This window comes from Gymnodinialimonas ulvae, from assembly GCF_037543845.1.
GTDB classification, from domain to species: domain Bacteria; phylum Pseudomonadota; class Alphaproteobacteria; order Rhodobacterales; family Rhodobacteraceae; genus Gymnodinialimonas; species Gymnodinialimonas ulvae.
Window position 1 is genome coordinate 1,573,196 of the sequence record NZ_JBBIFX010000001.1, and the last position, 26,251, is coordinate 1,599,446.

26 protein-coding genes are annotated in these 26,251 nt (G+C 62.6%); 10 read left to right on the top strand and 16 right to left on the bottom strand.

Going from position 1 to position 26,251, the window contains the following annotated elements:
- Positions 1-50 precede the first annotated feature (50 nt).
- Together V8J83_RS07565 and V8J83_RS07570 are read left to right on the top strand one after the other, a co-directional pair.
- The gene (locus tag V8J83_RS07565) at positions 51-656 is read left to right on the top strand and encodes a nitroreductase family protein (protein WP_439649760.1); all 606 of its coding nucleotides are present in this window, start codon (positions 51-53) and stop codon (positions 654-656) included.
- On the top strand, positions 653-1,366 hold the full coding sequence (locus V8J83_RS07570) for an EI24 domain-containing protein (RefSeq protein ID WP_339985061.1): 714 nt from the start codon (positions 653-655) through the stop codon (positions 1,364-1,366). Before V8J83_RS07565 ends, V8J83_RS07570 begins: the two co-directional genes overlap by 4 nt.
- Here V8J83_RS07570 and V8J83_RS07575 read toward each other — a convergent pair.
- Both V8J83_RS07575 and mce read right to left on the bottom strand, forming a co-directional pair.
- Positions 1,329-1,616, bottom strand: a complete 288-nt coding sequence (locus V8J83_RS07575; RefSeq protein ID WP_339985063.1) for a DUF1467 family protein — start codon at positions 1,614-1,616, stop codon at positions 1,329-1,331. The genes V8J83_RS07570 and V8J83_RS07575 overlap by 38 nt on opposite strands.
- Positions 1,616-2,020 (bottom strand): methylmalonyl-CoA epimerase, encoded by a 405-nt coding sequence (mce, locus tag V8J83_RS07580; protein ID WP_339985065.1) that lies wholly within the window; start codon positions 2,018-2,020, stop codon positions 1,616-1,618. Before mce ends, V8J83_RS07575 begins: the two co-directional genes overlap by 1 nt.
- 155 nt (positions 2,021-2,175) lie before the next feature.
- On the opposite strand from mce, the gene V8J83_RS07585 reads away from it, so the two are divergent.
- A complete protein-coding gene (locus V8J83_RS07585; RefSeq protein ID WP_339985067.1) occupies positions 2,176-2,883 on the top strand; it encodes a response regulator in 708 nt (235 codons plus the stop codon).
- A 15-nt stretch (positions 2,884-2,898) separates the two neighbouring features.
- Here V8J83_RS07585 and aspS read toward each other — a convergent pair whose 3' ends face one another.
- From aspS to V8J83_RS07600, 3 genes are all read right to left on the bottom strand, one after another.
- Positions 2,899-4,674 (bottom strand): aspartate--tRNA ligase, encoded by a 1,776-nt coding sequence (aspS, locus tag V8J83_RS07590; RefSeq protein WP_339985069.1) that lies wholly within the window; start codon positions 4,672-4,674, stop codon positions 2,899-2,901.
- A gap of 78 nt (positions 4,675-4,752) precedes the next feature.
- The gene (locus tag V8J83_RS07595; protein WP_339985071.1) at positions 4,753-5,532 is read right to left on the bottom strand and encodes an FG-GAP repeat domain-containing protein; all 780 of its coding nucleotides are present in this window, start codon (positions 5,530-5,532) and stop codon (positions 4,753-4,755) included.
- A gap of 56 nt (positions 5,533-5,588) precedes the next feature.
- Positions 5,589-5,912, bottom strand: coding sequence for a 2Fe-2S iron-sulfur cluster-binding protein (locus tag V8J83_RS07600; protein WP_339985073.1), 324 nt, complete (start codon positions 5,910-5,912; stop codon positions 5,589-5,591).
- A 113-nt stretch (positions 5,913-6,025) separates the two neighbouring features.
- On the opposite strand from V8J83_RS07600, the gene V8J83_RS07605 reads away from it, so the two are divergent.
- Positions 6,026-6,409, top strand: coding sequence for an OB-fold nucleic acid binding domain-containing protein (locus V8J83_RS07605; RefSeq protein ID WP_339985075.1), 384 nt, complete (start codon positions 6,026-6,028; stop codon positions 6,407-6,409).
- Positions 6,410-6,476: 67 nt separating this feature from the next.
- Positions 6,477-7,055 (top strand): peptidoglycan-binding domain-containing protein, encoded by a 579-nt coding sequence (locus V8J83_RS07610; RefSeq protein ID WP_339985077.1) that lies wholly within the window; start codon positions 6,477-6,479, stop codon positions 7,053-7,055.
- Between the two features lie 195 nt (positions 7,056-7,250).
- Here the strand turns inward: V8J83_RS07610 and V8J83_RS07615 are convergent, their stop codons facing one another.
- The 7 genes from V8J83_RS07615 to V8J83_RS07645 form a co-directional block, all read right to left on the bottom strand.
- On the bottom strand, positions 7,251-8,753 hold the full coding sequence (locus tag V8J83_RS07615) for a Do family serine endopeptidase (RefSeq protein ID WP_339985079.1): 1,503 nt from the start codon (positions 8,751-8,753) through the stop codon (positions 7,251-7,253).
- A gap of 240 nt (positions 8,754-8,993) precedes the next feature.
- Positions 8,994-9,188 (bottom strand): DUF2065 domain-containing protein, encoded by a 195-nt coding sequence (locus V8J83_RS07620; protein WP_339985081.1) that lies wholly within the window; start codon positions 9,186-9,188, stop codon positions 8,994-8,996.
- A gap of 6 nt (positions 9,189-9,194) precedes the next feature.
- The gene (hflC, locus tag V8J83_RS07625) at positions 9,195-10,094 is read right to left on the bottom strand and encodes a protease modulator HflC (protein WP_339985083.1); all 900 of its coding nucleotides are present in this window, start codon (positions 10,092-10,094) and stop codon (positions 9,195-9,197) included.
- Between the two features lies 1 nt (position 10,095).
- On the bottom strand, positions 10,096-11,274 hold the full coding sequence (gene hflK, locus V8J83_RS07630) for an FtsH protease activity modulator HflK (RefSeq protein ID WP_339985085.1): 1,179 nt from the start codon (positions 11,272-11,274) through the stop codon (positions 10,096-10,098).
- A gap of 103 nt (positions 11,275-11,377) precedes the next feature.
- Complete coding sequence (locus V8J83_RS07635; protein ID WP_339985087.1) at positions 11,378-12,850, bottom strand: FAD-dependent oxidoreductase; 1,473 nt, start codon at positions 12,848-12,850, stop codon at positions 11,378-11,380.
- Positions 12,851-13,416: 566 nt separating this feature from the next.
- Positions 13,417-14,205: a ribose-5-phosphate isomerase RpiA gene (gene rpiA, locus V8J83_RS07640; protein WP_339985089.1), complete on the bottom strand. Its 789-nt coding sequence runs from the start codon at positions 14,203-14,205 to the stop codon at positions 13,417-13,419.
- Positions 14,206-14,255: 50 nt separating this feature from the next.
- Positions 14,256-14,990: a thiamine diphosphokinase gene (locus V8J83_RS07645; RefSeq protein WP_339985090.1), complete on the bottom strand. Its 735-nt coding sequence runs from the start codon at positions 14,988-14,990 to the stop codon at positions 14,256-14,258.
- 104 nt (positions 14,991-15,094) lie between these two features.
- On the opposite strand from V8J83_RS07645, the gene V8J83_RS07650 reads away from it, so the two are divergent.
- Positions 15,095-17,875, top strand: coding sequence for a hypothetical protein (locus V8J83_RS07650; RefSeq protein WP_339985092.1), 2,781 nt, complete (start codon positions 15,095-15,097; stop codon positions 17,873-17,875).
- Positions 17,876-17,939: 64 nt separating this feature from the next.
- Here V8J83_RS07650 and V8J83_RS07655 read toward each other — a convergent pair whose 3' ends face one another.
- Positions 17,940-18,167 carry a DUF2842 domain-containing protein gene (locus tag V8J83_RS07655; RefSeq protein WP_339985094.1) on the bottom strand — a complete coding sequence of 76 codons (228 nt, stop codon included), beginning with the start codon at positions 18,165-18,167 and terminating at the stop codon, positions 17,940-17,942.
- A 22-nt stretch (positions 18,168-18,189) separates the two neighbouring features.
- Positions 18,190-19,485 (bottom strand): adenylosuccinate synthase, encoded by a 1,296-nt coding sequence (locus V8J83_RS07660; protein ID WP_339985096.1) that lies wholly within the window; start codon positions 19,483-19,485, stop codon positions 18,190-18,192.
- A 268-nt stretch (positions 19,486-19,753) separates the two neighbouring features.
- Between V8J83_RS07660 and secG the strand changes: the two genes are divergently transcribed.
- The 3 genes from secG (at position 19,754) to V8J83_RS07675 (ending at position 22,769) form a co-directional block, all read left to right on the top strand.
- Positions 19,754-20,122, top strand: a complete 369-nt coding sequence (gene secG / locus V8J83_RS07665; RefSeq protein ID WP_339985098.1) for a preprotein translocase subunit SecG — start codon at positions 19,754-19,756, stop codon at positions 20,120-20,122.
- Positions 20,123-20,315: 193 nt separating this feature from the next.
- Complete coding sequence (pyrG, locus tag V8J83_RS07670) at positions 20,316-21,959, top strand: CTP synthase (protein WP_339985100.1); 1,644 nt, start codon at positions 20,316-20,318, stop codon at positions 21,957-21,959.
- An 84-nt stretch (positions 21,960-22,043) separates the two neighbouring features.
- Complete coding sequence (locus tag V8J83_RS07675) at positions 22,044-22,769, top strand: porin family protein (protein ID WP_339985102.1); 726 nt, start codon at positions 22,044-22,046, stop codon at positions 22,767-22,769.
- A 90-nt stretch (positions 22,770-22,859) separates the two neighbouring features.
- On the opposite strand, the gene V8J83_RS07680 is transcribed toward V8J83_RS07675, so the two are convergent.
- Together V8J83_RS07680 and V8J83_RS07685 are read right to left on the bottom strand one after the other, a co-directional pair.
- A complete protein-coding gene (locus V8J83_RS07680; protein WP_339985104.1) occupies positions 22,860-24,068 on the bottom strand; it encodes a DegT/DnrJ/EryC1/StrS family aminotransferase in 1,209 nt (402 codons plus the stop codon).
- A gap of 32 nt (positions 24,069-24,100) precedes the next feature.
- Positions 24,101-24,766: an HAD family hydrolase gene (locus V8J83_RS07685; protein WP_339985106.1), complete on the bottom strand. Its 666-nt coding sequence runs from the start codon at positions 24,764-24,766 to the stop codon at positions 24,101-24,103.
- Positions 24,767-24,892: 126 nt separating this feature from the next.
- Between V8J83_RS07685 and glmU the strand changes: the two genes are divergently transcribed.
- Positions 24,893-26,251, top strand: a complete 1,359-nt coding sequence (gene glmU, locus V8J83_RS07690) for a bifunctional UDP-N-acetylglucosamine diphosphorylase/glucosamine-1-phosphate N-acetyltransferase GlmU (protein ID WP_339985108.1) — start codon at positions 24,893-24,895, stop codon at positions 26,249-26,251.

A 26,251-nucleotide genomic window follows, 5' to 3' on the forward strand; every position in this document is an offset into this window, starting at 1 on the left:
CCGCGATCGGATAGTGACGGGGTCTTGACCCCGGTTCACTGGCGCACGACATGCCCCCTATGGACAATACGATATCGCCCCTCGCACCCAAACCCGATGTGCTCGATTTCCTGCTGAAGCGCCGATCACGCCCGCCGCGTTCATTGGGGACCGACACACCCGATGACGCCACCCTGCGCCGGATTCTGACCGCCGCACTGCGGGTACCCGACCATGGAAAGCTGGAGCCTTGGCGGCTGATCGTATTGCGACGGCCCGCGATTGAACGCCTTATTTCATTGACCAGGACGCGCGGGGCGGAGCGCGGACTTGGGACGGAGCGCATTGAGCGTGACATCAACAGCTACACGGACGCTCATCTGATCGTGGCTGTCGTGTCGTCCCCCAAACCTTCGGAAAAAGTGCCCGAGCCCGAGCAACAGGCCTCCGCCGCTGGTGTCTGCCTCAGCCTGCTCAATGCCACGCTCGCGTCCGGCTGGGGGGCCGTTTGGCTGACCGGCTGGCGGGCGACGGATCGGCCCTATCTGAGCCAAGGGCTTGAACTTTACCCCCATGAAACCGTCGCGGGGTATCTCCACATTGGCAACGAGATCCGCACCCCGCCGGAGCGCCCGCGCCCCGATGTGGATGCGCTGACAACCTGGGTAGAGACATGATCATAAACGCTTTTCTGAAAGCTCTCAGCCAATTGACCGACAGCCGCTTCCTCGGCGTGCTCGGTCTTGGCCTGCTTCTGACCGTCGGCCTTCTGGTCGGGTTCTACGCGCTGTTCGCAGGTGTCGTCGGCTGGTTCGTCCCCGACACGTTCACCCTGCCTTGGATCGGTGAAGTCAACTGGATCGACAACGCGCTTACGCTCGCGGGAATCCCACTGATGCTGGTGCTGTCGATCTTCCTGATGGTCCCGGTCTCGGCCGCGTTCATGGGCATTTTCCTCGACCGGGTGTCTGAGGCGGTCGAGGATCGCCATTATCCCGGTCTGCCGCCCGCTCGCGGCTTGTCAATTGGCGAAGCCCTTGTGGACGTTGCGAAATTCCTGGGAATCCTGACGCTCGTCAACCTTTTGGGCCTGGTGTTCTACCTGATCTCAGGCCCGTTCGCCCCGATTGTGTTCTGGGTTGTGAACGGCATTCTGATCGGTCGCGAATATGGTCAGATGGTCGCCCTGCGCCGCCACGATGCCCGTGGCGCGGCAGAGTTTCGCAAACGCAACCGTCCGACCCTGTTTGCCGCAGGGGTGCTGATGGCGGTGCCGCTGACCGTTCCGGTGGTCAACATTCTCGTCCCCATCCTCGGCGCGGCAACGTTCACGCACCTCTACCACGCGCTCAGCGGTCGGGAGTCGAGCCCATCCCGAAGCGCGTGAAGAGGTCGATGTCTTCCAACGTGATCAGCTCGAAGATGATGATCACCGCGACGACAACCCAAATGCCCGCCGCGACGAGGCTGGTCCATTTGATCCGCGTCTTGAGCTGCGCGTCCGCCGGCGCGGAGCCATGGGTGCCCGCGACACGTTCGCCCGCTTCATCCTGACTGGTGACGCGCACCTGCAACGCCACCAGAAGTGTCATGAACCAGATGATGGCATAGAGAACAATCCCGGTCACAATCCCCATCAGACCTGCTCCAACTCGACCAGCGTGCCGGTGAAATCCTTCGGGTGAAGGAACAGAACCGGCTTGCCGTGAGCCCCGATCTTTGGCTCGCCATCGCCCAATACCCGCGCGCCTTGCGCCTTGAGATGATCCCGCGCTTCTAGGATATTCTCAACTTCATAACAGACATGATGCATTCCGCCGGACGGATTCTTTTCCAAAAACGCAGTAATGGGGGAGTTATCCCCAAGGGGGTAGAGAAGCTCGATCTTGGTATTGGGCAGGTCGATAAACACCACGGTCACGCCGTGATCCGGCTCGTCCTGTGGGGCACCGACTTTGGCGCCAAGCGTGTCACGGTATTGCGCGGCGGCCACATCGAGGTTGGGCACGGCAATGGCCACGTGGTTCAAACGTCCGATCATGGGGTCCATCCTGAGCTTGCAATTCAAGGGCGTGATATGGCCCGCGCGCGGGCGAGGCAAGCCGGACCAATGTCGCATTTACCTTTCATAAACCGAGATCGTGTCAGGGTTCCTGGGACCTAGGGGAATCATTCCCGTTTGATAGGGGCATCATTATGGACGATCTGCTTTCCGAGTTTGACATGCGGCCGCAACCGACGGCCGAGCGCCCACTGCTGGGATTGACGATCCTTGTGGTGGAAGACAGCCGTTATGCGTCCGAGGCGATCCGCTTGATGAGCCTGCGCTCGGGCGCTCGCCTGCGCCGCGCAGATTGTCTCGGATCGGCCGAGCGACATCTGAACGTTTATGCCCCGACCGTGGCGATCGTCGATATCGGCCTTCCGGATGGATCGGGCCTCGACCTGATCCGCTCGATGGCGGAGCACAAGACAGCGGGCCAGGTCATTCTCGGCACCTCCGGCGCCGAACGTGAAGAAGCCGAAAAACAAGTGATGGAGGCCGGCGCCGATGGGTTCGTTTCCAAACCCGTCCCCAGTATCGCAGCTTTTCAGGCCGCGATCCTGGCGCATCTCCCGCAGGATCTGCATCCGAAGGGACCGCGCATGGCTGCGATCACCTCCGTTGATCCCGACCCATTGGCGTTGCGCGAAGACCTGAGCCACGCGATGGATCTTTTGGCGCTCGACGCGCCGCCGGTGGGCTATCTCAAGCGGTTCCTCATCGGCCTCGCCCGCGGGATCAAGGATCAAAGCCTTGAAAACAAAGCCCAAGAAATGTCTGACACGCTCCGTGCCACCGATCGCGCGGCGCTGCGGACCTTGCTGTCGGTCCGAATTCAGGCGATGCCCGAAATCGTCTGAACCGACGCGCAGCGCTTACTCCTGCGGGATCACGCGCAGGCCCAATTCCATCAGCTGATCCGGCATCGGCTCCGACGGCGCAGCCATCATGAGATCTTCCGCCCGCTGGTTCATCGGGAACAGGATCACTTCGCGGATATTGGCCGTATCAGCCAGCAGCATGACAATCCGGTCGATACCTGCCGCACACCCACCGTGGGGCGGCGCGCCATATTGGAACGCATTGACCATGCCACCGAAGCGCTTTCGCACTTCATCCGCGCCGTATCCGGCCATTTCAAAAGCCTTGAACATGATCTCGGGCTTGTGGTTGCGGATCGCGCCCGACACCAATTCATAGCCGTTGCATGCCAGGTCATATTGATAGCCGAGCACCGATAACGGATCCCCGTCCAGCGCCGCCAGCCCGCCCTGCGGCATCGAAAACGGGTTGTGCGAGAAGTCGATCTTGCCCTCGTCATCTGCCTCATACATCGGGAAATCGACGATCCACGCAAAGGCAAAGCGGTTCTGTTCCGTCAGGCCAAGCTCATCGCCGATCACCACGCGTGCGCGGCCCGCAACGCCTTCGAACTCCGACGGTTTGCCTGCAAGGAAAAACGCCGCATCGCCGACGCCAAGGTCCAATTGCTGCCTGATCGCCTCCGTTCGCTCCGGCCCGATATTCTTGGCTAGCGGACCGGCCGCCTCCATCCCATTCTCACCGTCGCGCCAGAAGATATACCCCATCCCCGGCAGGCCTTGTTCCTGCGCGAACTTGTTCATCCGGTCACAAAACTTGCGCGAGCCGCCTTTCGGCGCGGGGATCGCGCGGACTTGCGTGCCGGCTTGCTCCAGAAGTTTCGCAAAAATCGCAAAACCGGAGCCCGCAAAATGCTCCGATACCACCTGCATCTTGATCGGGTTGCGCAGGTCCGGCTTGTCGGTCCCGTACCACAGTGCCGCATCTGCATAGGAGATCTGCGGCCAGTCCTGATCGACCGATGCGCCCTCACCGAATTCCTCGAATACCCCGCGCAGGACCGGCTCAATCGTGTCGAACACATCCTGCTGCTCGACAAAGGACATTTCCAGGTCGAGCTGGTAGAAATCCGTTGGCGAGCGGTCGGCGCGCGGGTCTTCATCACGGAAGCACGGCGCAATCTGGAAATACTTGTCGAAGCCCGACACCATCAGCAGCTGCTTGAATTGCTGCGGCGCTTGCGGCAGCGCATAGAACTTGCCCGGATGCAGCCGCGACGGCACCAGAAAGTCGCGCGCGCCCTCCGGGGACGAGGCCGTGATGATCGGCGTCTGGTATTCGCGGAAATCGATGTCCCACATGCGTCTGCGGATCGAGGCCACAACATCCGAACGCAGCGCCATATTGGCCTGCATCTTTTCGCGCCGCAGGTCGAGATACCGATACGACAGCCGGGTTTCCTCAGGGTATTCCTGATCGCCGAACACCTGCAGTGGCAGATCACCGCTCACGCCGCCAAGCACTTCCATATCGCGAATGAAGACCTCGATCTCACCGGTGGGCAGTTTGGCGTTCACCAACTCCGGATCGCGCGCCTTCACCGAGCCGTCGATGCGGATGCAAAATTCGCTGCGCAGCTTTTCGACCTCGGCAAAAACCGGGCTGTCGGGATCACACAGAACCTGCGTGATGCCGTAATGATCGCGCAGGTCGATAAAGATCACCCCACCATGGTCGCGCCGGCGATGCACCCACCCCGACAAGCGAACGGTGTCACCAACATTGGCGGCGGTCAGGGCGGCGCAGGAGTGGCTGCGATAGGCGTGCATGGGGCTCTCCGGGATGGGTCTTTGGCGGTCCGCCCGGATAGACCGCCCGCGCGCGGTGAAGTCAAGTCCACCGCATGGCTAGAGCGTGCAGTTCAAGGCGGCGTCCACATTTTCGGCGCTGAACGGCGCCACGCGACGGCTGCTCAGCTGGCCCTCCCGAAACCCCGTCACCCGAACCTCGGACCAGGTCGTGTCCGCCGTCACCATCTCCGGCCCCGCGCCGCACTCCCGCACGCCACCGGTGATGAATGTCTCGCCGATGCGGTGATTGGTCAGACCCTCCCGCGTCGCAATCTCGCTGAGGGTCTCATCTTCGAACCGCCAGACCCGCAGCACACGCGCCAGATGCGGACGGTCGATATAGGCGATGTCCATCGCGCCATCGCCGTCAAAATCCGCCATGCCGATGGGCGCGAGCCAGCGATTGCGCCGCCCGATGAACGGCGTCGTGGCGACCAGATCGAGGGAAATCCCATCCATAGCAGCCCGATAGATCGCCAATTGCGCACCAAGGCGTTGATGGCTTTGCACCACGATGATCTCGGGCGTCCCGTCCCCGTCAAGGTCGGCCAACCGGGGCGCGGTGTCTTCAAACACGAGCTCGTCGGGCAAGATCAGCGCCTGAACCCGGCACGAGGACACGGCCCCGTGCGTGTAGACATGAAGCTGCGTTCCCTCGACTGCGTCGCCCAGAACGCCATGGGCGTATCGGGTGGTCGGCCCGTCATACCAGGCACGCACCTCGGGGTCCCCGGACCATGGCGCCGACACGCTCTCCGGCATTTGCGTGGCGGTATGGGGCGCAATTGTGCAGGCCGACGCCCCCAAAGCCGCCGCCAGCAGGGTTGGAGCTGCCAAAAGCGCAGACCGGAGGAGCGTTTGCCGCGCCACCCTAAGCGGATGCCCCAGCCCCCTCAAATCTGCTTTTCGGGCATCTGCACCACAAGGCCGTCCAGCGCATCCGTGACCTTCAACTGGCACGTCAGGCGCGAGCGGGTCGTGTCCGGCTCATAGGCGAATTCCAGCATATCCTCTTCCATCGGATCGACGGCCGGCAACTTCTCCACCCAATCCGGCGCAACATAGACGTGACAGGTCGAGCAGGCACAGGCGCCGCCGCAATCGGCCTCGATCCCCGGAATGCCATTGTCGCGCGCGCCTTCCATGACGGTCAGGCCATTGGCGACCTCCACCACATGCTCAGTTCCATTGTGTTCGATATAGGTGATTTTCGGCATCATCCGTCCCCAATGCTCGCATTCGTTCCGACGTAGGTAATACGCCACCGCTCCGCTTTCCAGTCAGAATACAATGGCTTGCACGCGGCAGTGTTTGTTCTATCTTTGTTCCAATGATTGAACCTGAAATCCGCCCACCGGACTGGCCACGCCCGCCTGATTGCCTGCCGCATCATCTGCTGCACCTACCGCCCGAGAATGCGCGGATCTGTGTGGCAGGTCTTGTGCTGGTGCGCCAACGGCCGGGCACTGCGAAGGGGGTGATCTTCCTCACGCTGGAAGATGAATTCGGGGTCTGCAACGTCATCGTCTGGCAGAAGCTTTTTCAGCAATACCGGCGCGCGGTGATCGCGGGGCGGCTTTTGCGGGTCACCGGACGGGTGCAGCGTCAATCCGGTGTGACCCATGTCATCGCCGAGCATGTCGAGGATATCTCTCCGCTTCTGGACCAACTTGTGCACCTGCATCAGGGCGCAAAAGCAGGCGATCAACCGTAATCCTTCCCAGCCGCGGTCAAATGCGCTACCCTTAACGAATAACAAAAAGCAGGACCCGAGCAGGCCCATGCGCAAACTGATCCTACTGGCCGCCGTTGGCGGTTTGTCTGCGTGTCAAACGTCCATTCCGGACGACACCGCGTTCACGTCGGTGATCGAACCCGTGATCCATACCGGCGTGTCAGGGGTCGAGGTCATGCGCGGGTTTGGCCCGCCCAATGCCAATCCCAGCAGCTGCTATGGCCGCGAGATCGAGCCCGCCGTGATCGAAACCATCACCGAGCAGATCATGGTCGAACCCGAGCAACTTGATCGCGACGGCAACGTCCGCAGGCCCGCCGTCTTCGTGACAGCCACCGAACAGCGGATTGTCGAGGATCGGACCGAAACCTGGTTCGAAACACCCTGCGCGATGCAAAGCGAAGATCCCGATTACATCGCCACTTTGCAACGCGCCCTGGCCGCCCGCGATCATTATGCGGGGCCGATCACCGGTGTTCTCGACCGCGACACGGTGGATGCGGTGCGCGCCTATCAAGCGCCGCAAGGGCTTGATTCCGGAGTGCTGAGCCTCGCCGCCGCGCGTCAGCTTGGCCTGTCGGTCTGGGATCCGGAACTGGCCGCAGGCGGCGCCCCCCTCGACTAAAGCGGTTCGGTTTGAACCTGCGTGAGCATATCAAATCGAAGCGCCCACGACGGTCGAATGGTGTGCGCGGTCCGAGACAAGCTGATGTCTCGGGTTTGTCTCGAAACGCTTTGGGCCGCGCCCGGCATCGCAGCACAGAAGAAAGCCCCCGACGCGATCACGCCGGGGGCTTTTTCAATCGTCGGGCGGGTGAGGTCAATTGCCGCCGTCAATCGCCAGCGCCATGAAGCGTGGGTTGCCGTCGCGCCGGATCAGAAGCAGGATGGATTGCTGCCCCGCATCGCGCGCAGCCTGCACAAGCGTCTGAAACTCGGCCACATTTTCAACGGACTGCTGGGTCACTTCGGTGATGATATCGCCGACACGCAATCCCATTTCCGCCGCTTCCGACACAGGGTCCAGCTCTTGGATCACGAGCCCGCCGCTGACGTTTTGAGCGTTGAGCTGTTCACGCAGCTCATCGGTCAGCGGTGCCAGCGACATGCCGAGGATCTCGCTCGTCGGGGCTACATCCGGCGTCGTGTCCGATCCTTCGGGCGCGGCGTCTGCGGCTTCCGCCGTTTCGCGGCGTCCCAACGTCACCCGCAGGGTTTCGGTGGCGCCGTCGCGAAACACCAGCACACGTACCGTTTCGCCGACATTCGACTCGCCCACGATGCGCACCAACTCCCGCGTGTCGCTGATGTCGCGCCCGTCGAACGACAGGATTACATCGCCGACCTCAACACCCGCGTCGAGTGCCGGGCCGGTGGGCACATCCGTGACCATCGCGCCGCGCGCTTCTTCCAGGTCCATGGCCTCGGCCATCGCCTCATCGACATCCTGAATGCGCACGCCCAACCAGCCGCGGCGAGTCTCGCCGAATTCGCGCAATTGCGCCACGACGTTTGTCACCACGTCCGACGACATCGCGAAACCGATGCCGATAGAGCCCCCGGTGGGCGACAGGATCGCGGTGTTGACGCCGATCACATCCCCTTCGAGGTTGAAAAGCGGACCGCCCGAGTTGCCCTGATTGATCGCGGCATCGGTCTGAATGAAGTCGTCGTAACTGCCCTGAAGCGAGCGGCCGAAGGCGGAAATAACGCCGACTGACACCGAAAATCCCTGCCCCAGCGGGTTGCCCATGACCATCACCCATTCACCAACCCGGTGATCCGCCGACACGCCGAATTCAACGAACGGCAGCGGCGCATCGTTTTCGACCTTAAGAAGCGCGATATCGGTGGTCGGGTCGGTTCCGATCAATTCGGCAACCAATTCGGTGCCATCGCGGAACTCGATCATGATCTCGTCAGCGCCCTCGATGACGTGATTGTTCGTCACCAGATAGCCGTCTTCGGAAATCACGAAACCCGAGCCCAAGGCCTGACTGCGGCGCGGCGCGCCATCGGGGCCCTGCCGGTCGAGGAAATCCTCGAAGAAGTCTTCCAGCGGGGAGCCATCGGGCACCTGCGGTTGCGGCCCACCGGCGCGACCGGCAACCACGGACGAGGTGGTGATGTTAACGACCGCATCACCAACCTGATCCACGAGGTCTGCGAAATCCGGCAACGCGCCCGTTTGCGCGCGTGCGGGCAAGCTCGACACGACCAGGGCCAGCGCCATCAGTGTTGCCAAAACGGCGCCCAGGATCAGGCGCGGATCAAAGCTGGGGGTTTGCGAGCGGGCGATTACACGCGCCTGCGATCGCTGCATATGGGGGGGTCTTGAGTGGATCGTCACGACTGCTAAGCCTCCTGAAATACCGTCCGACAGGCACGCCTGTCTGCTATTGAATATTTGTCCGCCGCGGGCCGTAATCAAGTTCAGGGACCCCGACCCCACCTACACCCATTGTCACATGGACGTGAGGCGCCGGACCTGTCCCGCGCCGCAACCGCTCGGGAACTAGAACACAATTTAGCGCATCCTGTCTTGGAATAAATGCCGCGCCCGTCAGTTCAGGCTGAGGGCCCAGGAGGTCAGGACCGCACCCATGGCCACGGCGGCGAAGCCGATCATCCGACGTGTTTCCGGCGGGATCGCGGTCAACGCCTTGAGGAGGTCCTCCAAACGCGAAGGGGCCAGTGCGAACACCAGCCCCTCAATCACAAGGACCATGCCAAGGCCCATCAGAATGGCAATCCACATCGGATTTTACTCGGACGGGCCCGCCAGCGAATTGCCACCGCCGAGCGCCGAGCCATCGAAATATTCGAAGAACTCGCTATCGGGGCTGATCACGAAGGTCGAGTTCTGCCGCAGCGCCCGTTCATAGGCCGCCAGCGAGCGGGTGAAATCGTAGAACTCCGCGTCCTGTCCGAAGGCTTCGGCAAAGATCCGCGTCCGCTCGGCGTCGGCTTCACCTCGGGTAATCTCGGCCTCCCGGTTGGCGTCGGAGACAAGCTCCACCACGGTCCGGTCCGCGGTGGCCCGGATCCGCTGAGCGGCCTCTTCACCGCGTGCGATTTCGTCCGCAGCTTCGCGTTCGCGTTCCGCCCGCATCCGGGCGAAGGTCGCATCGAGGTTCTGCGCGGGCAGGTTTGTCTGCTGCAGACGTACATCAAGCACCGTCACACCCAAGGAGTTGGAGCGCGTGCGGGCCTGCACCGTGATCTGCTGCATCAAAGCGGCCCGTTCTTCCGAAAGGATCGTGTTGGAGGTAACACCATCGGCACCCAGAACCGCGCGAATACGGTCGTTCAGGATGCCCTCAAGCAAGCCTTCGACCTGACGCACACCACCCGGCACAGCTTCGACGAAGCGTTCAACGTCCACGATGCGGTAACGTGCAAAGGCGCTGACGACCAGGCGGCGATCATCCGACGGCGTCACCTCGGTCGGGTCGGTGTCGAGTGACAGGATCCGGTCTTCGTAATATTGCACGTTCTGGATGAACGGCAGTTTGAAGTTCAGTCCAGGGTCATTGATCACCTGACGAATCTGACCGAATTGCAGGACCAGCGCGCGCTGGCGTTCATCGACCACAAAAACGGACGACGAGATCAATACGACCGCAAGAACGGCAACGGGAATGAGATAAGCGATACGCGACATCTTAGTTCGAGCTCCCCGTGGTGGTGGTGTTGTCGCCCGACGGACGGCGCAATTCGTTCAACGGCAGGTACGGAACAACGCCTTGGCCGCCGCCGGTATCCCCGTCGATGATGACAAGGTCCGTCTCGCCCAGTACCCGTTCGAGGGTTTCAAGGTATAGACGACGTCGGGTCACCTCCGGTGCGACCTCGTATTCCGTCAGAACGGCGAGGAAACGGCTGGCTTCACCCAACGCTTCGTTGACCACGCGCGCGCGGTACCCTTCGGCAACCTCAAGGATCTGCGCGGCTTCACCACGCGCCCCGGCAGTCACCCGGTTCGAATAAGCGTCTGCGGTCCGCTCAAGGCGATCGCGTTCCTGCTCGGCGGCCTGAACGTCGCGGAAGGCGTCGATCACTTCGGCGGGCGGGTCGGCCCGGTCGAGGTTCACACGCAGGATGTTGATGCCCGCGTCATAGCCATCGAGCGTCTGCTGGATCAGCACCTCGGCCTGTTCACCGATCAACTGACGATCCCGGTTGAGGATCGGCGCCAATTCGGAGGCCGCGATAATCTCGCGCATCGCCGATTCAGAGACCGCGCGGATCGTGGATTCTGGATCGCGCAGGTTGAAGAGGAAATCGGCCGGGTTCGAAATGTTCCAGACCACGTCGAAATCGATATCGACGATGTTTTCATCCGTGGTCAGCATCAGGCCCTGATCGGACGCGCCGGAGCGGTTGTTGCCGATGCTTTCGGTACGCTCCTGCTCGGTCGCGAGCACTTCGGCGGTGAAGACTGGCCACCAAGCGAAATTCAGACCATCATCGGTGATGCGGTATTCGGAGCCAAGGAACAACTCGACCCCCTGCTCACCGGGTTGCACCGTGTAGGCCGAGGCGAAGAGATAGGCCGCCACCGCAGCGATACTGCCCCCAATCCACATCGTGCGTGGGCTGATCGGGCTTTCGCCGCCGCCGCCCGAGCCACCGCCGGTGCCACCGCCGCGACCGCCCATCAGGACGCGCAGCTGTTCCTGGCCCTTGCGGACAATATCGTCGATCTCGGGGATGTTCTGGCCACTGCCGTCCCGACCGGGCCCACCGGGCCGCCGAGGATCGTTGCCGCTGCCATTGCTGCCTTGGTTGCCGCGGTTTCCACCGCCACCGCCACCCCAGGGTCCGCCACTGTTACCCGCCATCTGTCGTCTCACCTTTTGGATGCGTCATCTGTTGTAGCCCTATATGGGGCAGAAAATTCGCTTTGCACCTGCTCCTGCGCGTTTTCGCCGCGAAAAAGCACCGTTATGCGGTGCGCATCGGCTCTCGCATGGTCACGATCTCTTCCGACATCGTGGGGTGGACTGCAACCGTGCGATCGAAATCTTCCTTGGTCGCGCCCATTTTCACCGCAATCCCGGCCAACTGTATCATCTCACCGGCCCCCGGTGCCACGATGTGACAGCCCAAGATTTTGCGCGTCTTCTTAGACACGATCAGTTTCATCAGGACCCGCCCCGGTTTGCCGGCAAAGGCCGTCTGCATCGGGCGGAACGAGGTGCAGTAGACCTCGATCTCCTCCTGCTCGCGCGCCGCCTCCTCGGTCAGTCCAACGGTGCCGTATTCCGGCTGCGTGAAGACCGCCGACGGGATCAGGTCATGGTCTATGGGCGTGGGGTTGCCGTTGAAGACAGTCTCCACGAACGCCATGCCTTCGCGGATCGCCACCGGGGTCAGGTTCACACGGTTGGTGACATCGCCGATGGCGTAGACTGAAGGGACGGCGGTCTGGCTGTACTCGTCGACCACCACCTCGCCGCGCCGCCCGACCTCGATCCCGGCCTCTTCGAGCCCCATGTCGATGGTGTTGGGTGCACGACCCGTGGCGAAAAGCACCTGATCGAAGACGCCCTCGCGCCCGTTGGTGGATTTCACCCAGATCGGGCCGCCTTCGACATCTCCGTTGACGTCGTCCTGCAGGGCCTGCATTTGCTTGACGTCGGCGCCCATCGCCGCATCGCTGCCGGTCGGGATCACCTTTTGGGCGTCCTGCGCATCGGCGGCGGCCGGTTTCATATCGACGATATTGGTCCCGGTGTGCAGGTCGATGCCCTGCGCGCGCATCATCTCCGCGATCAGCCCGCGCGCCTCGTCATCGAACCCGCGCAGGATCTGCGCCCCGCGGTAGAATTGCGTCACCTCAACGCCGAGCCCCGCCATGATACAGGCGAATTCGCAGGCGATATAGCCACCGCCCACGATCAGGATGCTCTTGGGCAGGGTGTCGAGGTTGAAGATATCGTCCGAAACGATACCCAGGTGCGCATTCGGCATATCAGGCTTCACGGGGTGTCCGCCCGTGGCCACAAGGATATGCTTGGCCGTCTTCGTCACGCCGTTGCCGAACTGGATCGTATGGGCATCGGCGAGCCGCGCGCGGCTGTCGAAAATTTCCACGCCCGATCCGTCGAGCAAATTGCGATAAACCTGTTCGAGCCGGTCAAGCTCCTTGTGCAGGTGATCGCGGAATACGTCCCAGTGAAACGCGCCGTCCTGCACCTCCCAGCCATAGGCACGCGCATCGGAAAAGCCCTCGCGGTAGGACGAGGCAAACACCATCAGCTTTTTCGGAACGCAGCCCCGGATCACACAGGTCCCGCCCATGCGGTTGTCCTCGGCCAGCGCAACCTTGGCACCCGTCGCCGCCGCCACACGCGCGGCCCGAACCCCGCCCGACCCTCCACCAATAACGAAGAGGTCGTAGTCGAAATCGGCCATTGTGCGTCTCCGGCAAAGCAAGGATGCGCACGGTCTAATCCATGAACACGACCTTAACAACCAAAGGGGGTGCGAACGCAGCCCCGTGCGTTCACTTTTCCGTAGGAAACCGCTGTATAATCGTGGACGATGATCATCGCATCCGAAGCTGTCGGTCACAGCCGGAGGCCCCCAGACCACCCCCGACGCGCAGGCGTTCCATCGGGTGCAGGGTGTCCGGCCACAGGACCCGCGCAATTGTCCCACCCCGTCGGCTGAAACCCGAGGGGCCCACGTGACCGCATTCAAGCGGCGCCGCTTTCTTTTCGCTTCCCCCCACCCACCGGAAGCCCCAACACGAGCCCCCCGCCACACGGCCCGCCAGCCCCCCTGCCCTGCAGACATGCAAAGGCGGGACGCCACACCTCCGTGCACGCATGTCTTCCTTGTTTCCGAAATACTCCGGGGGAGGCGCCGAAGGCGACGGGGGCAGAGCCCCCGGATCTGAGGCAGACGCGCACGCGTCGGACGAGGTGAACAGACGGCGGCGCAAGCCGTGCCTTCAGGTCAGAGGCACGCCGAAAAGCTCAATCGCGCACGTCGACGAACAGGTTCTCGCTGTCGGCCACATCAACGCGTTCATGCTCGATCGTGCCGTTGTTGATGTCGCGCACCTCAACGGTACCGTCGGCATTGCCGATCACCAGCACATCGCAAATATCAAGGAACAGGCCGTTCTCGACCACACCGGGGATCTGGTTCAGCACCAGGCTGACCTGCGCGGGTTGCTCGATCCGGCGCAGATGCAAATCGAGGATGTAATTGCCCTCGTCGGTGCGGAACGGCTCCGTCCCGCTTTGCCGCAATGAGGTGGAGCGGCCCAGAACGCCAACATTCGACAGCATCTCTTCGATCAGCGCCTTGGTCGTCTGCCAGCCAAACGGGATGATCTCCACCGGCAGCGGAAACGAGCCAAGCGTGTCGACCTGCTTGGAGAGATCCGCAATCACGACCATCAGGTCGCTGGCCGTCGCCACGATCTTTTCATGCAACAACGCCCCGCCGCCGCCTTTGATCAGGTTCAGGTTTGGATCATATTCATCCGCCCCGTCGATCGTCAGGTCGAGCCAGCGCACCTCGTCGAGCGTCTTGACGGTCACCCCCACCTCGCGCGCCAGATCGGCGGTCCGTGTCGAGGTCGCGACGCCGGTGATCTGCATCCCCTCTTCGCGGACCAATTCCCCCAGGCAGCGCACCATCCAGGCCGCGGTCGATCCGGTGCCGAGCCCCACGCGCATGCCGTCCTCCACAAATTCCACCGCCCGGCGGGCGGCCACGTACTTGGCTCTGTCGATGGGGGAAAGCTCGGCCGTCATGGGCAGGTCTCATTCGTTAATGGCAGCTATGGGACACCCTTAACGCTTGCTCAGGCGGGGGGCGAGTGGAAATCCGCGTGCGCCAAAGCGCCGATCACCAGATCAAGCTTCTCGCGCGGCAGGATGAGCAGGCATCCCGGCCGGTCCGCCTGCATCTCCACGACCCCGCCCGCCGCCCGGTTCGACGTCCCGATCCGGCGCGCCGGGTGCAGGTCGATCGCCTCGAACGACCATTCCAGCCCCGACAGGCCCAAGCGCACGGCATCAAAGGGAAACAACGACACGCGCGTGCCCGCAGCCAGGTCGATGCTGAGCCGTGCGGGAAGGTGCACAATCAGGTCGCTCGCCCCGATCACGATGACACGCTGCTGGGGAAACCGCACCAGCCCATGCAAGACGGCCAATTCGTGATCAAGCCGCGCCCCCGAAAACCCTGTCGCGAGGATCAAGGGCGCGTCGATGCGGGTCAGGGCCTTTTCGAAATCGGTGCTGTCCTGTTCGCTCACATCGATCAGCCGCGCGGGGGGAATCGCCGCGCGTCCAGCCTCCGAAAACGAATCCATATCGCCGATCACAGCGTCCGGAACCGTGCCACGGCGCAGGATTTCATCCCCACCACCATCCACCCCGACAAAGAATTTTGCGCGCTTTTGGGACAATTCGAAGGCAGTTTCATCCGCAACACCGCCCCCCACAAGGGCCACAGGAGCGTTGTATTTCAAGGACAATCCACCCCTGTCCGTTGGATTGTCCACATTGTTGCCATGGTCGAAGGCTTTGATCACCAAAAGGTCCAATTCGTGTCGCTTTTTACTGGAAACAGTTTGTTACACCTTTTGTGAGGATGATAAATTCCGGTTTCAAGCCGGACGAGCAGAGTGGCAGAGCTATGAGTGATGAAAACAAGATCCTGACGGTTTCCTACGGCACGTTTTCCTGCACCCTTGAGGGTTTTGAACGCCCGTTCGAGGCGATGAAGGCGGTGGCAGAATATTTCCGCGATCTGGCGGCGGAAGACCGCTATTTCGGGGCCGAGCCGCCGACACCGGATGCCGACACGCTGCACCGCATCACCGAAGCGGCCATTCAGCGTCGTGTCGAATCCCGCATGGTCGAAAACGGGCTGATCATGCGGCCAGAAGGGGCCCCTGCGGAAGACACGCCCGCCTTTGAAAGTGCAACCGAGCGCGCGTTCAACCGCAGCCCCGAAGTTGAAGACGCCGTCGAGAGCGTCGCCCCCGATGCCCCCGCACCTACGTTGGCCACGACCGCGGCGGCAACCGCCGCAACCGCCGCTGCTGGTCTGGCGCAGGACGAGGATGAAAACGCGTTCGAAGAAGAGGGTGATACGGACGAAACAGCGGCCGAGGCCGCTTGGCCCGAAGATATCTCCGAGGACGCGGCCGAAGAGGCCGTGGAAGAACACGAGACCAAGGAAGAATTGGCCGAAGTCCCTGAGCTGTCCGACATGGACGCCGCGCCCGAAATGGATGAGGGCGCAGCTGACGCGGAGCTTGAAGCGGAAGAGACCGCCGAAGACACAAGCGCCGACATCGCCGCCGACATTGAAACGGACATCACGCCCGAGATCAGCCTTGAGACGGCGGATGATCTGGCTGGCGACGATCTCGCCGAAAAGGATTCCGTCGAAGAGGATCCCGTCGAAACCAACCCGGTCGAAATCGAGCATCCCGATGGCGCAGCCGGTGAGGATACGCTGATCGCGGTTGCCGCGGCGCTTGCCTCCGAAAACACGGCACTGGAGCAAGACGAAAGCGAACTTGCTGCGTCCGACGTGGATCTGGAAGAGGTCGATCCCGAAGAGAACACAACCATCGCCGCAGGGCTCGACGATCTTGATCTGGGCAGTGACGATTTGGACGACGAAGGCGGGCTCGACTCGATCTTCGCCGAAGAGCAGGACGAAGAGGCCGCGTTCGACGGGGCGTCTGTGGCCGCTCGGCTCGCGCGCATCCGCCGCGCGGCGCTGGCCGATATTGACGAAACCCAGGCCACGGTGCAGCCCGACGACGAGCTGATTTCGGCTGGTGGGGAGGGCGCAGACCCGGAGCCGGTGCTGGAGACCGACGACGATGCGGCCGTCGCGGCTCTCGCCGCCGCCTTTGCGACCACGCCCTCCGCACGGGCAGCCGCGCCGGACGTGACTGAAGAAAAGATGGACGGTGCGGGCACCGAAGCCGAGGCCGGATTGGATGCGGCGGACGATACACTTGGCACTGATGCCGAGCTGACCGCGCCCGAAAACGACGTCGTCGCAGATGACGCCGCCCCCGATGCCACGATTGACCCCGTCGCGGAGCCCCCTTTCGGCGATGATCTGCCGGAAGATGAGACATCCGATCGCGCCCCTTTCACGGACAATGAGGAACGCGGTGACGGGGATATGGATCGCCTTTTCGAGGCAACCGAAGGGCGTTTGGCCACGGTGGAGACGACCCGCCGCCGCGCCAATATCGAGCATCTGAAAGCCGCCGTTGCCGCCCGTGCCGCCGAGTCACAGCTTGCCGCAGAGGGCCAATCGGTCGCGGATATGACCGGCAACGAGGATGACGCCGCCGAATATCGTGAGGATCTGGCTCGGGTGATGCGTCCGCGTCGTGTAAGCGTCGATGTTTCGCGCCGCCCGCAAGCCGCCGAAGAACGGCCCGCTCCGCTGGTGCTGGTCTCCGAACAGCGCATCACGGATGACGACGCTGCGCCAGCCGCGGCCCCGGTGGCCCCGCGCCGCGTGTCGGCCGCCGACACCGAAGCGCCCGGCCGCGCCGCAACCACTTCGGCGCCGCTGGTGTTGGAAAACACCGTCGCCGCGGACGAAACGGATGCCATTGCCGAACAGGATGACGTCGCGGAGCAACAGCTCACGCGGTCCGCGCCAAGCAAGATGGTCAGCTCTCTGGCCAACCTCGCCCAACGCGCCGGTTTGATCGCCGCAGGTTTGGGCCGCAACAGCCAGGGCAAAGCGGAGGTCGAACCCGAAGAAAAGGCCGAAGCGCAGGTCGACCCAGAAGACGCAATGCCCGAAACCGACGTTGACCAAGCGGTTGAGGCGGAGGCCGAAGCTGCCGTCGAGGACGTCGCAGAAGCGCAGCCTGAGGCGCCAGCCGCATCTGAGTTCGCCGAACCGAAAAAGGAGGCCGCAGCAGAGGTGGACGCAGAAGGCATCGAAGCGGACGCAACCGAAGTGGATGCCGACGCCCCCGACGCCGACGAAGCGGTCATGGCAGCCGTTGCCAGTGCCGCCGAAGAGATCTCGGAAGCCCCCGACGAAGACGACGAAGACGACCCCATCGCCGCGCTGGAGGCGCAACTGGCACGGGAAATCGACGAAGGCGGCAAGGATAGCGCAGACGAGACCCCGGCCACCACCGACGCAGAGGAAGATATCGACCATTTCGCCGCATTCGCGAAATTGCTCGATGCCTCGCCTGCAACGGAGATCGAAGAAGTCGTCGAAATGGGCGCGTCCTACCTCAGCAATGAGGCTGGCCTGACCCAGTTCAAGCGCATGCAATTGTTACGCCTCGTGCGGATCGCCACAGACGGGTCGATCTCGCGCGACGAAGCCATCACGGCCGTGGACGAATTGACCGAAAGCGGTGTGCTCGAAGATCTGGGCGGCAACCAATATCGCGTGACGCGCGCGCTCTGATACAAACAATCATCGACACTGGATCAGGGGCGCTTAGGCGCCTCTTTTCTGTCGTGCGCCCGCTTCACTCGTCGGCTTGCGCGTCCGGATCGGCCTGCCCCACCCCCAGGAAGACCGCTTTGAGCGGGAAGGCCCAGAGGATGCTGAAGGCGAGGCAGATGCCCATTTGCAGCCATATGTTCCAGCCCTCGATCAGGCTGAGGATGAACCAGACCGCCGCGATGTAGACCGGCAATCCGACCAGCAAAACAAACAACGACCAGCGTTTGCGGGACTTGTAGCTGAGCGCCATGGGGCCTCCGTCAATCAGCGGGTCAATCGGCGAACGGGTCGGTCACGAGGATCGTGTCGTCGCGTTCGGGCGAAGTGGAGAGTAGGGCCACGGGGCAGTTAATCAACTCTTCGATGCGGCGCACGTACTTGACCGCATTGCCGGGCAGCTCGGCCCATGACCGAGCGCCTTCGGTCGACTCAGACCACCCCGGCATCTCTTCGTAGATCGGCGTGCAGCGCGCCTGTTGGTCGGCGGCGGTCGGCAGATAATCCAGCCGCGTTCCATCGAGGTCATAGCCAATGCAGATCTTCAGCGTCTCGAATCCGTCGAGCACGTCGATCTTGGTTAACGCGATGCCGGTCACGCCCGAGGTCACACAGGTCTGCCGCACGAGACAGGCATCGAACCAGCCGCATCGGCGCTTGCGGCCCGTGGTGGTGCCAAATTCATGGCCGCGCTTGCCCAGACGTTCGCCGTCGGCGTCGTTGAGCTCGGCTGGGAACGGGCCCTCGCCAACGCGGGTCGTGTAAGCCTTCACCAGACCCAGCACATAATCGATGGCGCCGGGTCCAATGCCGACACCGGTGGCCGCCTGCCCCGCGATCACGTTGGACGACGTCACGAACGGATAAGTGCCGAAGTCGATGTCCAGAAGCGCGCCTTGCGCCCCTTCGAACAGGATCCGCTTTCCGGCCCGACGCTTTTCGTTCAGCACCTTCCAGACTGGCGCGGCGTAGCGCAGGATTTCGGGCGCGATCGCGCGCAGTTGATCCAACAAGGCCTCGCGGTTCACAGCCTTGATGCCCAAGCCCTTGCGCAGCGGATCGTGGTGCTGCAACGCACGATCCACGCGCGCCTCAAGCGTGGCGGGATCGGCCAAATCGGCCACCCGGACCGAACGCCGCCCGACCTTGTCCTCATAGGCCGGCCCAATGCCGCGCCCGGTGGTGCCGATCTTGGTGCCCTTGGAGGCCGCTTCTTCACGGGCGCGGTCCAACTCTCCGTGGATGGGCAGGATCAGCGGCGTGTTCTCGGCGATCATCAACACCTCGGGGCTGATCTCGACGCCTTGCTCCTGAATGGCGCGGATTTCCTCGACAAGATGCCAAGGATCGAGCACGACCCCGTTGCCGATGATAGACAATTTGCCACCGCGCACGACACCCGAGGGCAGCGCGTTCAACTTGTAGACCGTCCCGTCAATGACCAGCGTATGGCCGGCGTTATGACCGCCCTGGAACCGTGCAATCACATCGGCGCGCTCGCTGAGCCAATCAACGATCTTACCCTTGCCCTCATCGCCCCATTGGGCGCCGACAACCACGACGTTGGCCATGAATTCCTCCGGACCGCGAAAACCCCCGGCGCTATAGCGGCACAGGCCACGCGGGGGAACCGGAAACTTTCGTCGGATTGGTTAACGTCCTTTTAACACATTGGCCGTTGTTTGATGGAATTGAAAAAGATCGGTTCATATGAAACGATCACGAAGCGGAATTTGCGGAATCACTGGTGTGATAGTCTGCGGGGCCTTGCGGCTCCCTGTAGCATCTCATAGATGAGGCGCGGATCAGGGCTCCGCCCGATTGAAAGAAAGCGCGACCATGGAAAACGTCATCCTTGTCATCCACTTGATCCTTGCGGTCTGCCTGATCGGGGTGGTTCTTTTGCAGCGCTCCGAAGGGGGCGGGCTCGGCATGGGTGGCGGCGGTGGCGGTGGCGTGATGAGCGGCCGGCAGGCGGCTACGGCGCTTGGCAAGTTGACCTGGGCCTTCGCGATTGCGTTTTTGGCCACGTCGATCACGCTGACGGTCATTGCGGCGCAAAACTCGGCGAACTCATCGCTTCTGGATGATCTGGGCGGCTTGCCTCCGGCCAACGGCGGCGAGGCTGACGACAGCGCCCTGCCCCCGGTCGACTCGCTCCTGCCACCCATTGACGGCGACAGCCCGGCCCTTCCGCCGGTAGAGTGACCCCGCGCCGGTCAGTTCGCGAGAGCCACCCGATTTTGGGTGGCTTTTTTCTTTGTCCACATGATCTTCGATTTTTGGCGGCCCGCTGCCTTGTCTATTGGGGCCGAATCCGGATATTCTCAAATCCCGTGGAAAGAGACATGGATGGACCGCCAATCGGCGCGCGAACCATCCGCACGGGGGACTTTCGGGCATGGCACGATTCATCTTTATCACCGGCGGCGTTGTGTCGTCGCTTGGCAAGGGTTTGGCCTCGGCCGCGCTCGGCGCTTTGTTGCAAGCGCGCGGTTTCTCGGTGCGATTGCGCAAGCTCGACCCCTATCTGAACGTCGATCCCGGCACGATGAGCCCATTCGAACATGGCGAGGTGTTTGTCACCGATGACGGCGCGGAAACCGACCTCGACCTTGGCCATTATGAACGCTTCACCGGAGTGCCCGCGCGCAAGACGGACAGCGTGTCGTCGGGGCGCATCTATACCTCGGTGCTCGAAAAGGAGCGCCGCGGCGATTACCTTGGCAAAACGATCCAGGTGATCCCGCATGTCACCAATGAAATCAAAGACTTCATCGCCATTGGAGAGGATGAAGTCGATTTCATGCTGTGCGAAATCGGCGGCACCGTCGGCGATATCGAAGGCCTGCCGTTCTTCGAGGCGATCCGCCAGTTTGGGCAGGAGCGCCCGCGCGGCGAGTGTATCTTCATGCATCTGACCCTGCTGCCCTACATCGCGGCGTCGGGCGAGTTGAAGACCAAGCCCACGCAGCATTCGGTCAAGGAATTGCGCTCCATCGGGCTGGCGCCGGATATTCTGGTATGTCGGTCGGAGGGGCCAATCCCGGAGAAAGAGCGCGAAAAGCTGGCGCTGTTTTGCAACGTGCGCCCCGATAGCGTGATCGCGGCGCAGGACCTGAAATCGATCTACGAGGCGCCGCTGGCCTATCACCGCGAAGGCATGGATCAGGCGGTGCTCGATGCCTTTCAGATCAGCCCCGCCCCCAAGCCTGACCTGAGTGTGTGGGAGGATGTCGCAGACCGGATCAACAACCCCGAAGGCGAGGTAAAGGTCGCCATCGTCGGCAAATACACGCAGCTTGAGGATGCGTATAAGTCGATTGCCGAGGCGCTTACCCACGGCGGCATGGCAAACCGGGTGAAGGTCAAGGTCGAGTGGGTCGATGCGGAGGTGTTTGACCGCGAAGACCCGGCGCCGCATCTGGCGGGCTTCCACGCGATCCTGGTGCCTGGCGGTTTTGGCGAGCGCGGAACCGAAGGCAAGATCAAGGCCGCCGAGTTCGCACGCACCCGAAAAGTGCCGTATCTGGGCATCTGCCTAGGCATGCAGATGGCAGTGATCGAGGCGGCACGTAACCTGGCGGATCTGGGCGATGCGGGATCCGAGGAATTCGACCACGAATCCGGCAAAAAGCGTTTCACGCCGGTGGTTTACCATCTTAAGGAATGGGTGCAGGGCAACCACAAGGTGGAGCGCAAAGTGACCGACGACAAAGGTGGCACGATGCGGCTTGGGTCCTATGACGCAGTGCTTGCGGAGGGCTCGAAAGTGGCCGAGGCCTATGGCGGCACGGCGATCGAGGAACGCCACCGCCACCGCTACGAGGTCGATATCAAATACCGGGACGCGTTGGAGGAAGAGGGCCTCATGTTCTCGGGCATGTCCCCCGATGGTCGCTTGCCCGAAATCGTCGAAGTGAAGGACCATCCGTGGTTCATCGGTGTGCAATTCCACCCCGAGCTCAAGTCGAAACCTTTCGCGCCGCATCCCCTGTTTCGCGATTTTGTGCGCGCCGCGAAGGAGAACTCGCGCCTCGTATGAGGGGTGCGCTCGGCGGGTCGTGCGGCTGCGCAGCAAGGCCGAAAACCCCGACAGATCAGCGACATCCCCCGGTTTGAGGATCACATGAGCGTGAAAATGCCAAAAACTGTCACCGAAATGGTGCAGTTGCAGCACATGCGGTGGCCGACCGTCTTTGCGCAGGCCCATCTTAACGCTATTGTAACGGTACCGGGTCACATTTCCCGCGTGCCAGAAGGACAAATGATGCGCCTGACCGTTCTTACCCTGACTGCTTTACTTGCCTCTGGCACTGCATCCGCGCAGGACGCGAGCCAGTGGACGGGTTTCTACGCAGGTTTTGCCACCAACATCATCTCACCTGAATTCGACAATTCGACCGCGACGACCCCCCTGCAGGAAGGCACCGGTTTTGGCGCCTACGGCGGCTATAACCAGGCGTTCGGTGACAACTTCGTGGTCGGCGCTGAGTTGGGCTTTTCGGGCCCGGCCTCGTTCCAGACCTCCCTTGGCAACCCCGACTTCGAATTTGACCGCGTGTTGAATGCGCGGGTGCGCGGCGGCTATGCGCTTGGAAACGCATTGGTTTACGGCTCGCTCGGCTACCAAACGGTAGAATATGGCGCGGCAGCGGGTGTCTCGGATGCGGGCAGCGCGGATGGCCTGGTCTATGGGATCGGCTTGGAAATGCTTCTGCAGGACAATGTTTCGGTGCGTCTGGACTACACTTCCACGCATATGGCACCGGACCCCGGTACCATTGTTGGCGGATCGTCAGGGGAGCAGATTGACGCAAATGCCGTTGGCTTGGGCGTTGCGCTGCATTTTTGAACTTCGACACAGCTGGATTGCGCAAGGCGGCCTGATCGGGTCGCCTTTTTTGATGGCGTTTAGCGTGCGACAGGGGCTTTCGCCGAATTCCTACTCCGCCGCTTGCGGCAGGGCGGTGATCACCTCATCACGGATGATCTCGGCGATCAGCTTTGCGTCCTCGACCGAGAATGTCAAAGGCAAGCGCATGTCGAGCAGGCCAGCGAGGATGTCATCGGTCTTTGGCAAGGTCTGCGCGGGGGCATAACGCCAGCTGTCGTAGCGCGATGTGAAGGCGACCGGTTCCGCCGCGCCGAACCATTTCAACTCCACCCCACGGTGCAGGCAACCGTCGACGATCGCACCGATCACGTCAGCCGAGGCACCGGGCAAGAGCAGCTGTATCGAGGATCCGACGATGTCTTCCTCGGCCGGGCGCTCGATCACTTTCAGGCCGGGCGTGTTGCGCAGCCCATCCTCCAGCGCATGATAAAGCGCGTTCCACCGCGCGATCTGCGCAGGCAGATCGGCCAGTTGCGGGCGCAGGATCGCCGCCCGCAGATTGTCCATGCGACCCGATACATTTGGCGTCACGTACTTTACATTTTCGAACGTATCCACAGGGGGAACTGCGCCGTTTTTGCCATAAAGCATATAGGAACCCGACAGCATGACGGCTTTTGCCATCACTTCGGCATCGTCGGAAATCAGCAGCCCGCCCTCACCGGAATTGATATGTTTATAGGTTTGCGTGGAGTAGCAACCCACCAACCCGTGCCGCCCCGAAGGCACGCCGCGCCAGGCGCCACCCATGGTGTGTGCGCAATCCTCGATCACCTTCACACCGGCCGCATCACAGATTTCCATCAAGCGATCCATGTCGCACAGATGCCCGCGCATATGGCTCAGCAGAAGGACCCGCGCGCCTGAGCGTTCGATCTTGGCGGACAGGTCCCCAAGGTCGATCACGAGCTGGTCGGTCACTTCAACGAAGACCGGCTCTGCGCTCACGGCCGCGATAGCACCCGGCACCGGGGCAAGCGTGAAGCCGTTGGTCAAAACCTTGTCGCCCGGGCCCACACCGATGGCACGCAGGGCCGCCCCCATCGCATAACCGCCCGACGCCACCGCGAGGCAATATTTCGCGCCGGTAAAGGCGGCGAATTCCTGTTCCAGAAGCGCGGTCTCCCCGGCTTCACCGGGCACGACATTGTAGCGGTGCAAGCGGCCCGACCGCATGACAGCGACCGCGGCGTCGATCGCGGCCTCTGGGATGGCTTCCTGCTGTGTGAAGCTACCGGTGAAAACGGGTTTACTCATGGGCGGGAAGATCGTGCGCAACGCGCGTTTCGTCAATGGAGGAGTTGGTCGAGCACGGCGTCAAGTTGATCGTAGTGATCCAGGAGCGCGTCGGGCGCAAGGTCTGCAACCGCCCGCCCGGTGGGCCCAAACGTCACCAGAACGCAGGGAATGCCCGCCGCGGCGGCGGTTTTGCGGTCGGTCACCGTGTCGCCGATCAACACAGCGTTGTCGGGTGATCCGCCAAGGCGTGCGATGGTCTCGAACAGCGGCGCGGGATCGGGCTTGCGCGTGGGGAGCGTGTCGGCCCCAATCAGCGCAGGAAAGCGGTCGGTGAGACCGAGGCGCGCAATCAGTGTGACGGCAAGGCCTTCGGGCTTGTTGGTGCAAATGCCCGTTGCATGACCGCCCCTTCGCAGGCGATCCACCGCCGCGACCGTACCGGGATAAAGCGTCGTATGGGTGTCAATCTCTGCGCCATAGGCGTCAAGCAGCGCCTGATATCCGGCGTCGGCCAAGCCTTCGCTATCAGCAATCCCAAGGCGCGCCGCCGCCAGTCGCAACATCGCGCGCCCCCCCGCGAACGCGGTCGCATCGTCGTCGCCCATAACCAGTTGAGGCGTATGACCCAGGCCTTCCAGCGCAGCATTTGCTGCGGCGATCAGATCGCCCGCCGTGTCCGCAAGCGTGCCATCCAGATCAAAAACAACACTGCGCATGGCATTCCTTTCGGCAGGTTTCCGCCCAGACCTGTTACAGGCTGACGGCCAAATTGAACGGCGCAGGGCTTTGCGCCGCCGCGTCGCTCTGGTTAATAGGCACAAAGCGCGAAGGAAAGGCGTTACATGCAGGCGAAATCGCGATCATTGGCGCTGGTGGTGCTGGCCGCCGGTGCGGGCACGCGGATGATGTCCGACCTGCCCAAGCCGCTGCACCCACTCGGGCAGGCGCCGCTTTTGGCGCATGCGCTGGCCTCGGCCGCGCCTTTGGCACCGTCGCGGATCATCGTGGTGACTGGCCACGGGGCCGACGCGGTGGAAGCCGCTCTTGCCGATATCGCCCCCGAAGCGGTCAGTGTGCGGCAGGCGGAGCAACTGGGCACCGGACATGCGGTCTTGCAGGCGGCGGAGATGTTGCAGGGGTTCGAGGGCGACGCGGTGGTCCTTTACGCCGACACGCCCTTTATCCGCGCCGAAACGTTGGACGCGATGCGCGCGGCGCGGGGCGCCCATGATGTGGTGATGCTGGGGTTCGAGGCCGCCGATCCGACCGGGTACGGGCGCATGATCATGGACGGCGAGGCCCTGTCGCGGATCGTGGAACACAAAGACGCAAGCGATGCCGAACGCCAGATAAGCCTTTGCAATTCAGGCCTTCTATGTGCCGATGCGCAGGTGTTGATAGCGCTGCTGCGCAAGGTCGGGAACGCCAATGCGAACGGCGAATATTACCTGACCGATGTGCCGGAGCTGGCGACGCAGGCGGGCTTGAGCGCGACGGTTGTGGTCTGCGACGAGGACGAGACGCGCGGCATCAACTCGCGCGCCGAACTCGCCCGGGCAGAAGCGCAATTCCAGGCGTTGCGGCGCACAGAGGCGTTGGAAAACGGCGTCACCCTGCAGGCGCCAGAGACGGTGTTCTTCGCCCTGGACACGTGGGTGGGGCGCGACGCAGAGATTGAGCCGAATGTCGTCTTCGGGCCGGGTGTCACGGTCGAATCCGGAGCGCGCATCCGGGCCTTTAGCCATCTGGAAGGCGCCCATGTCAGCGCCGGGGCCATCGTCGGACCCTATGCGCGATTGCGGCCCGGTGCGGAGATCGGCAACGACGCGCGGATCGGCAATTTCGTCGAGATCAAAGCCGCCGAAATCGGCGAAGGCGCAAAGGTGAACCACCTCACTTATGTGGGCGACGCGACTGTCGGGGCGCGCGCGAACCTCGGCGCGGGCAGTGTGACCTGCAATTATGATGGCGTGATGAAGCACCGCACCGAGATCGGCGAGGACGCGTTCATCGGGTCGGACACGATGCTGGTCGCGCCGGTCAAGGTCGGGGCGCGGGCGATGACGGCGAGCGGATCGGTCGTGACCGAGGATGTGCCGGAGGCCGCCTTGGCCCTTGGCCGCGCGAAGCAGGTGAACAAGCCGGGGCTGGCCGTGAAGCTGATGGACCGGCTGCGCGCGATCAAGGCGAAGAAGGGGTAA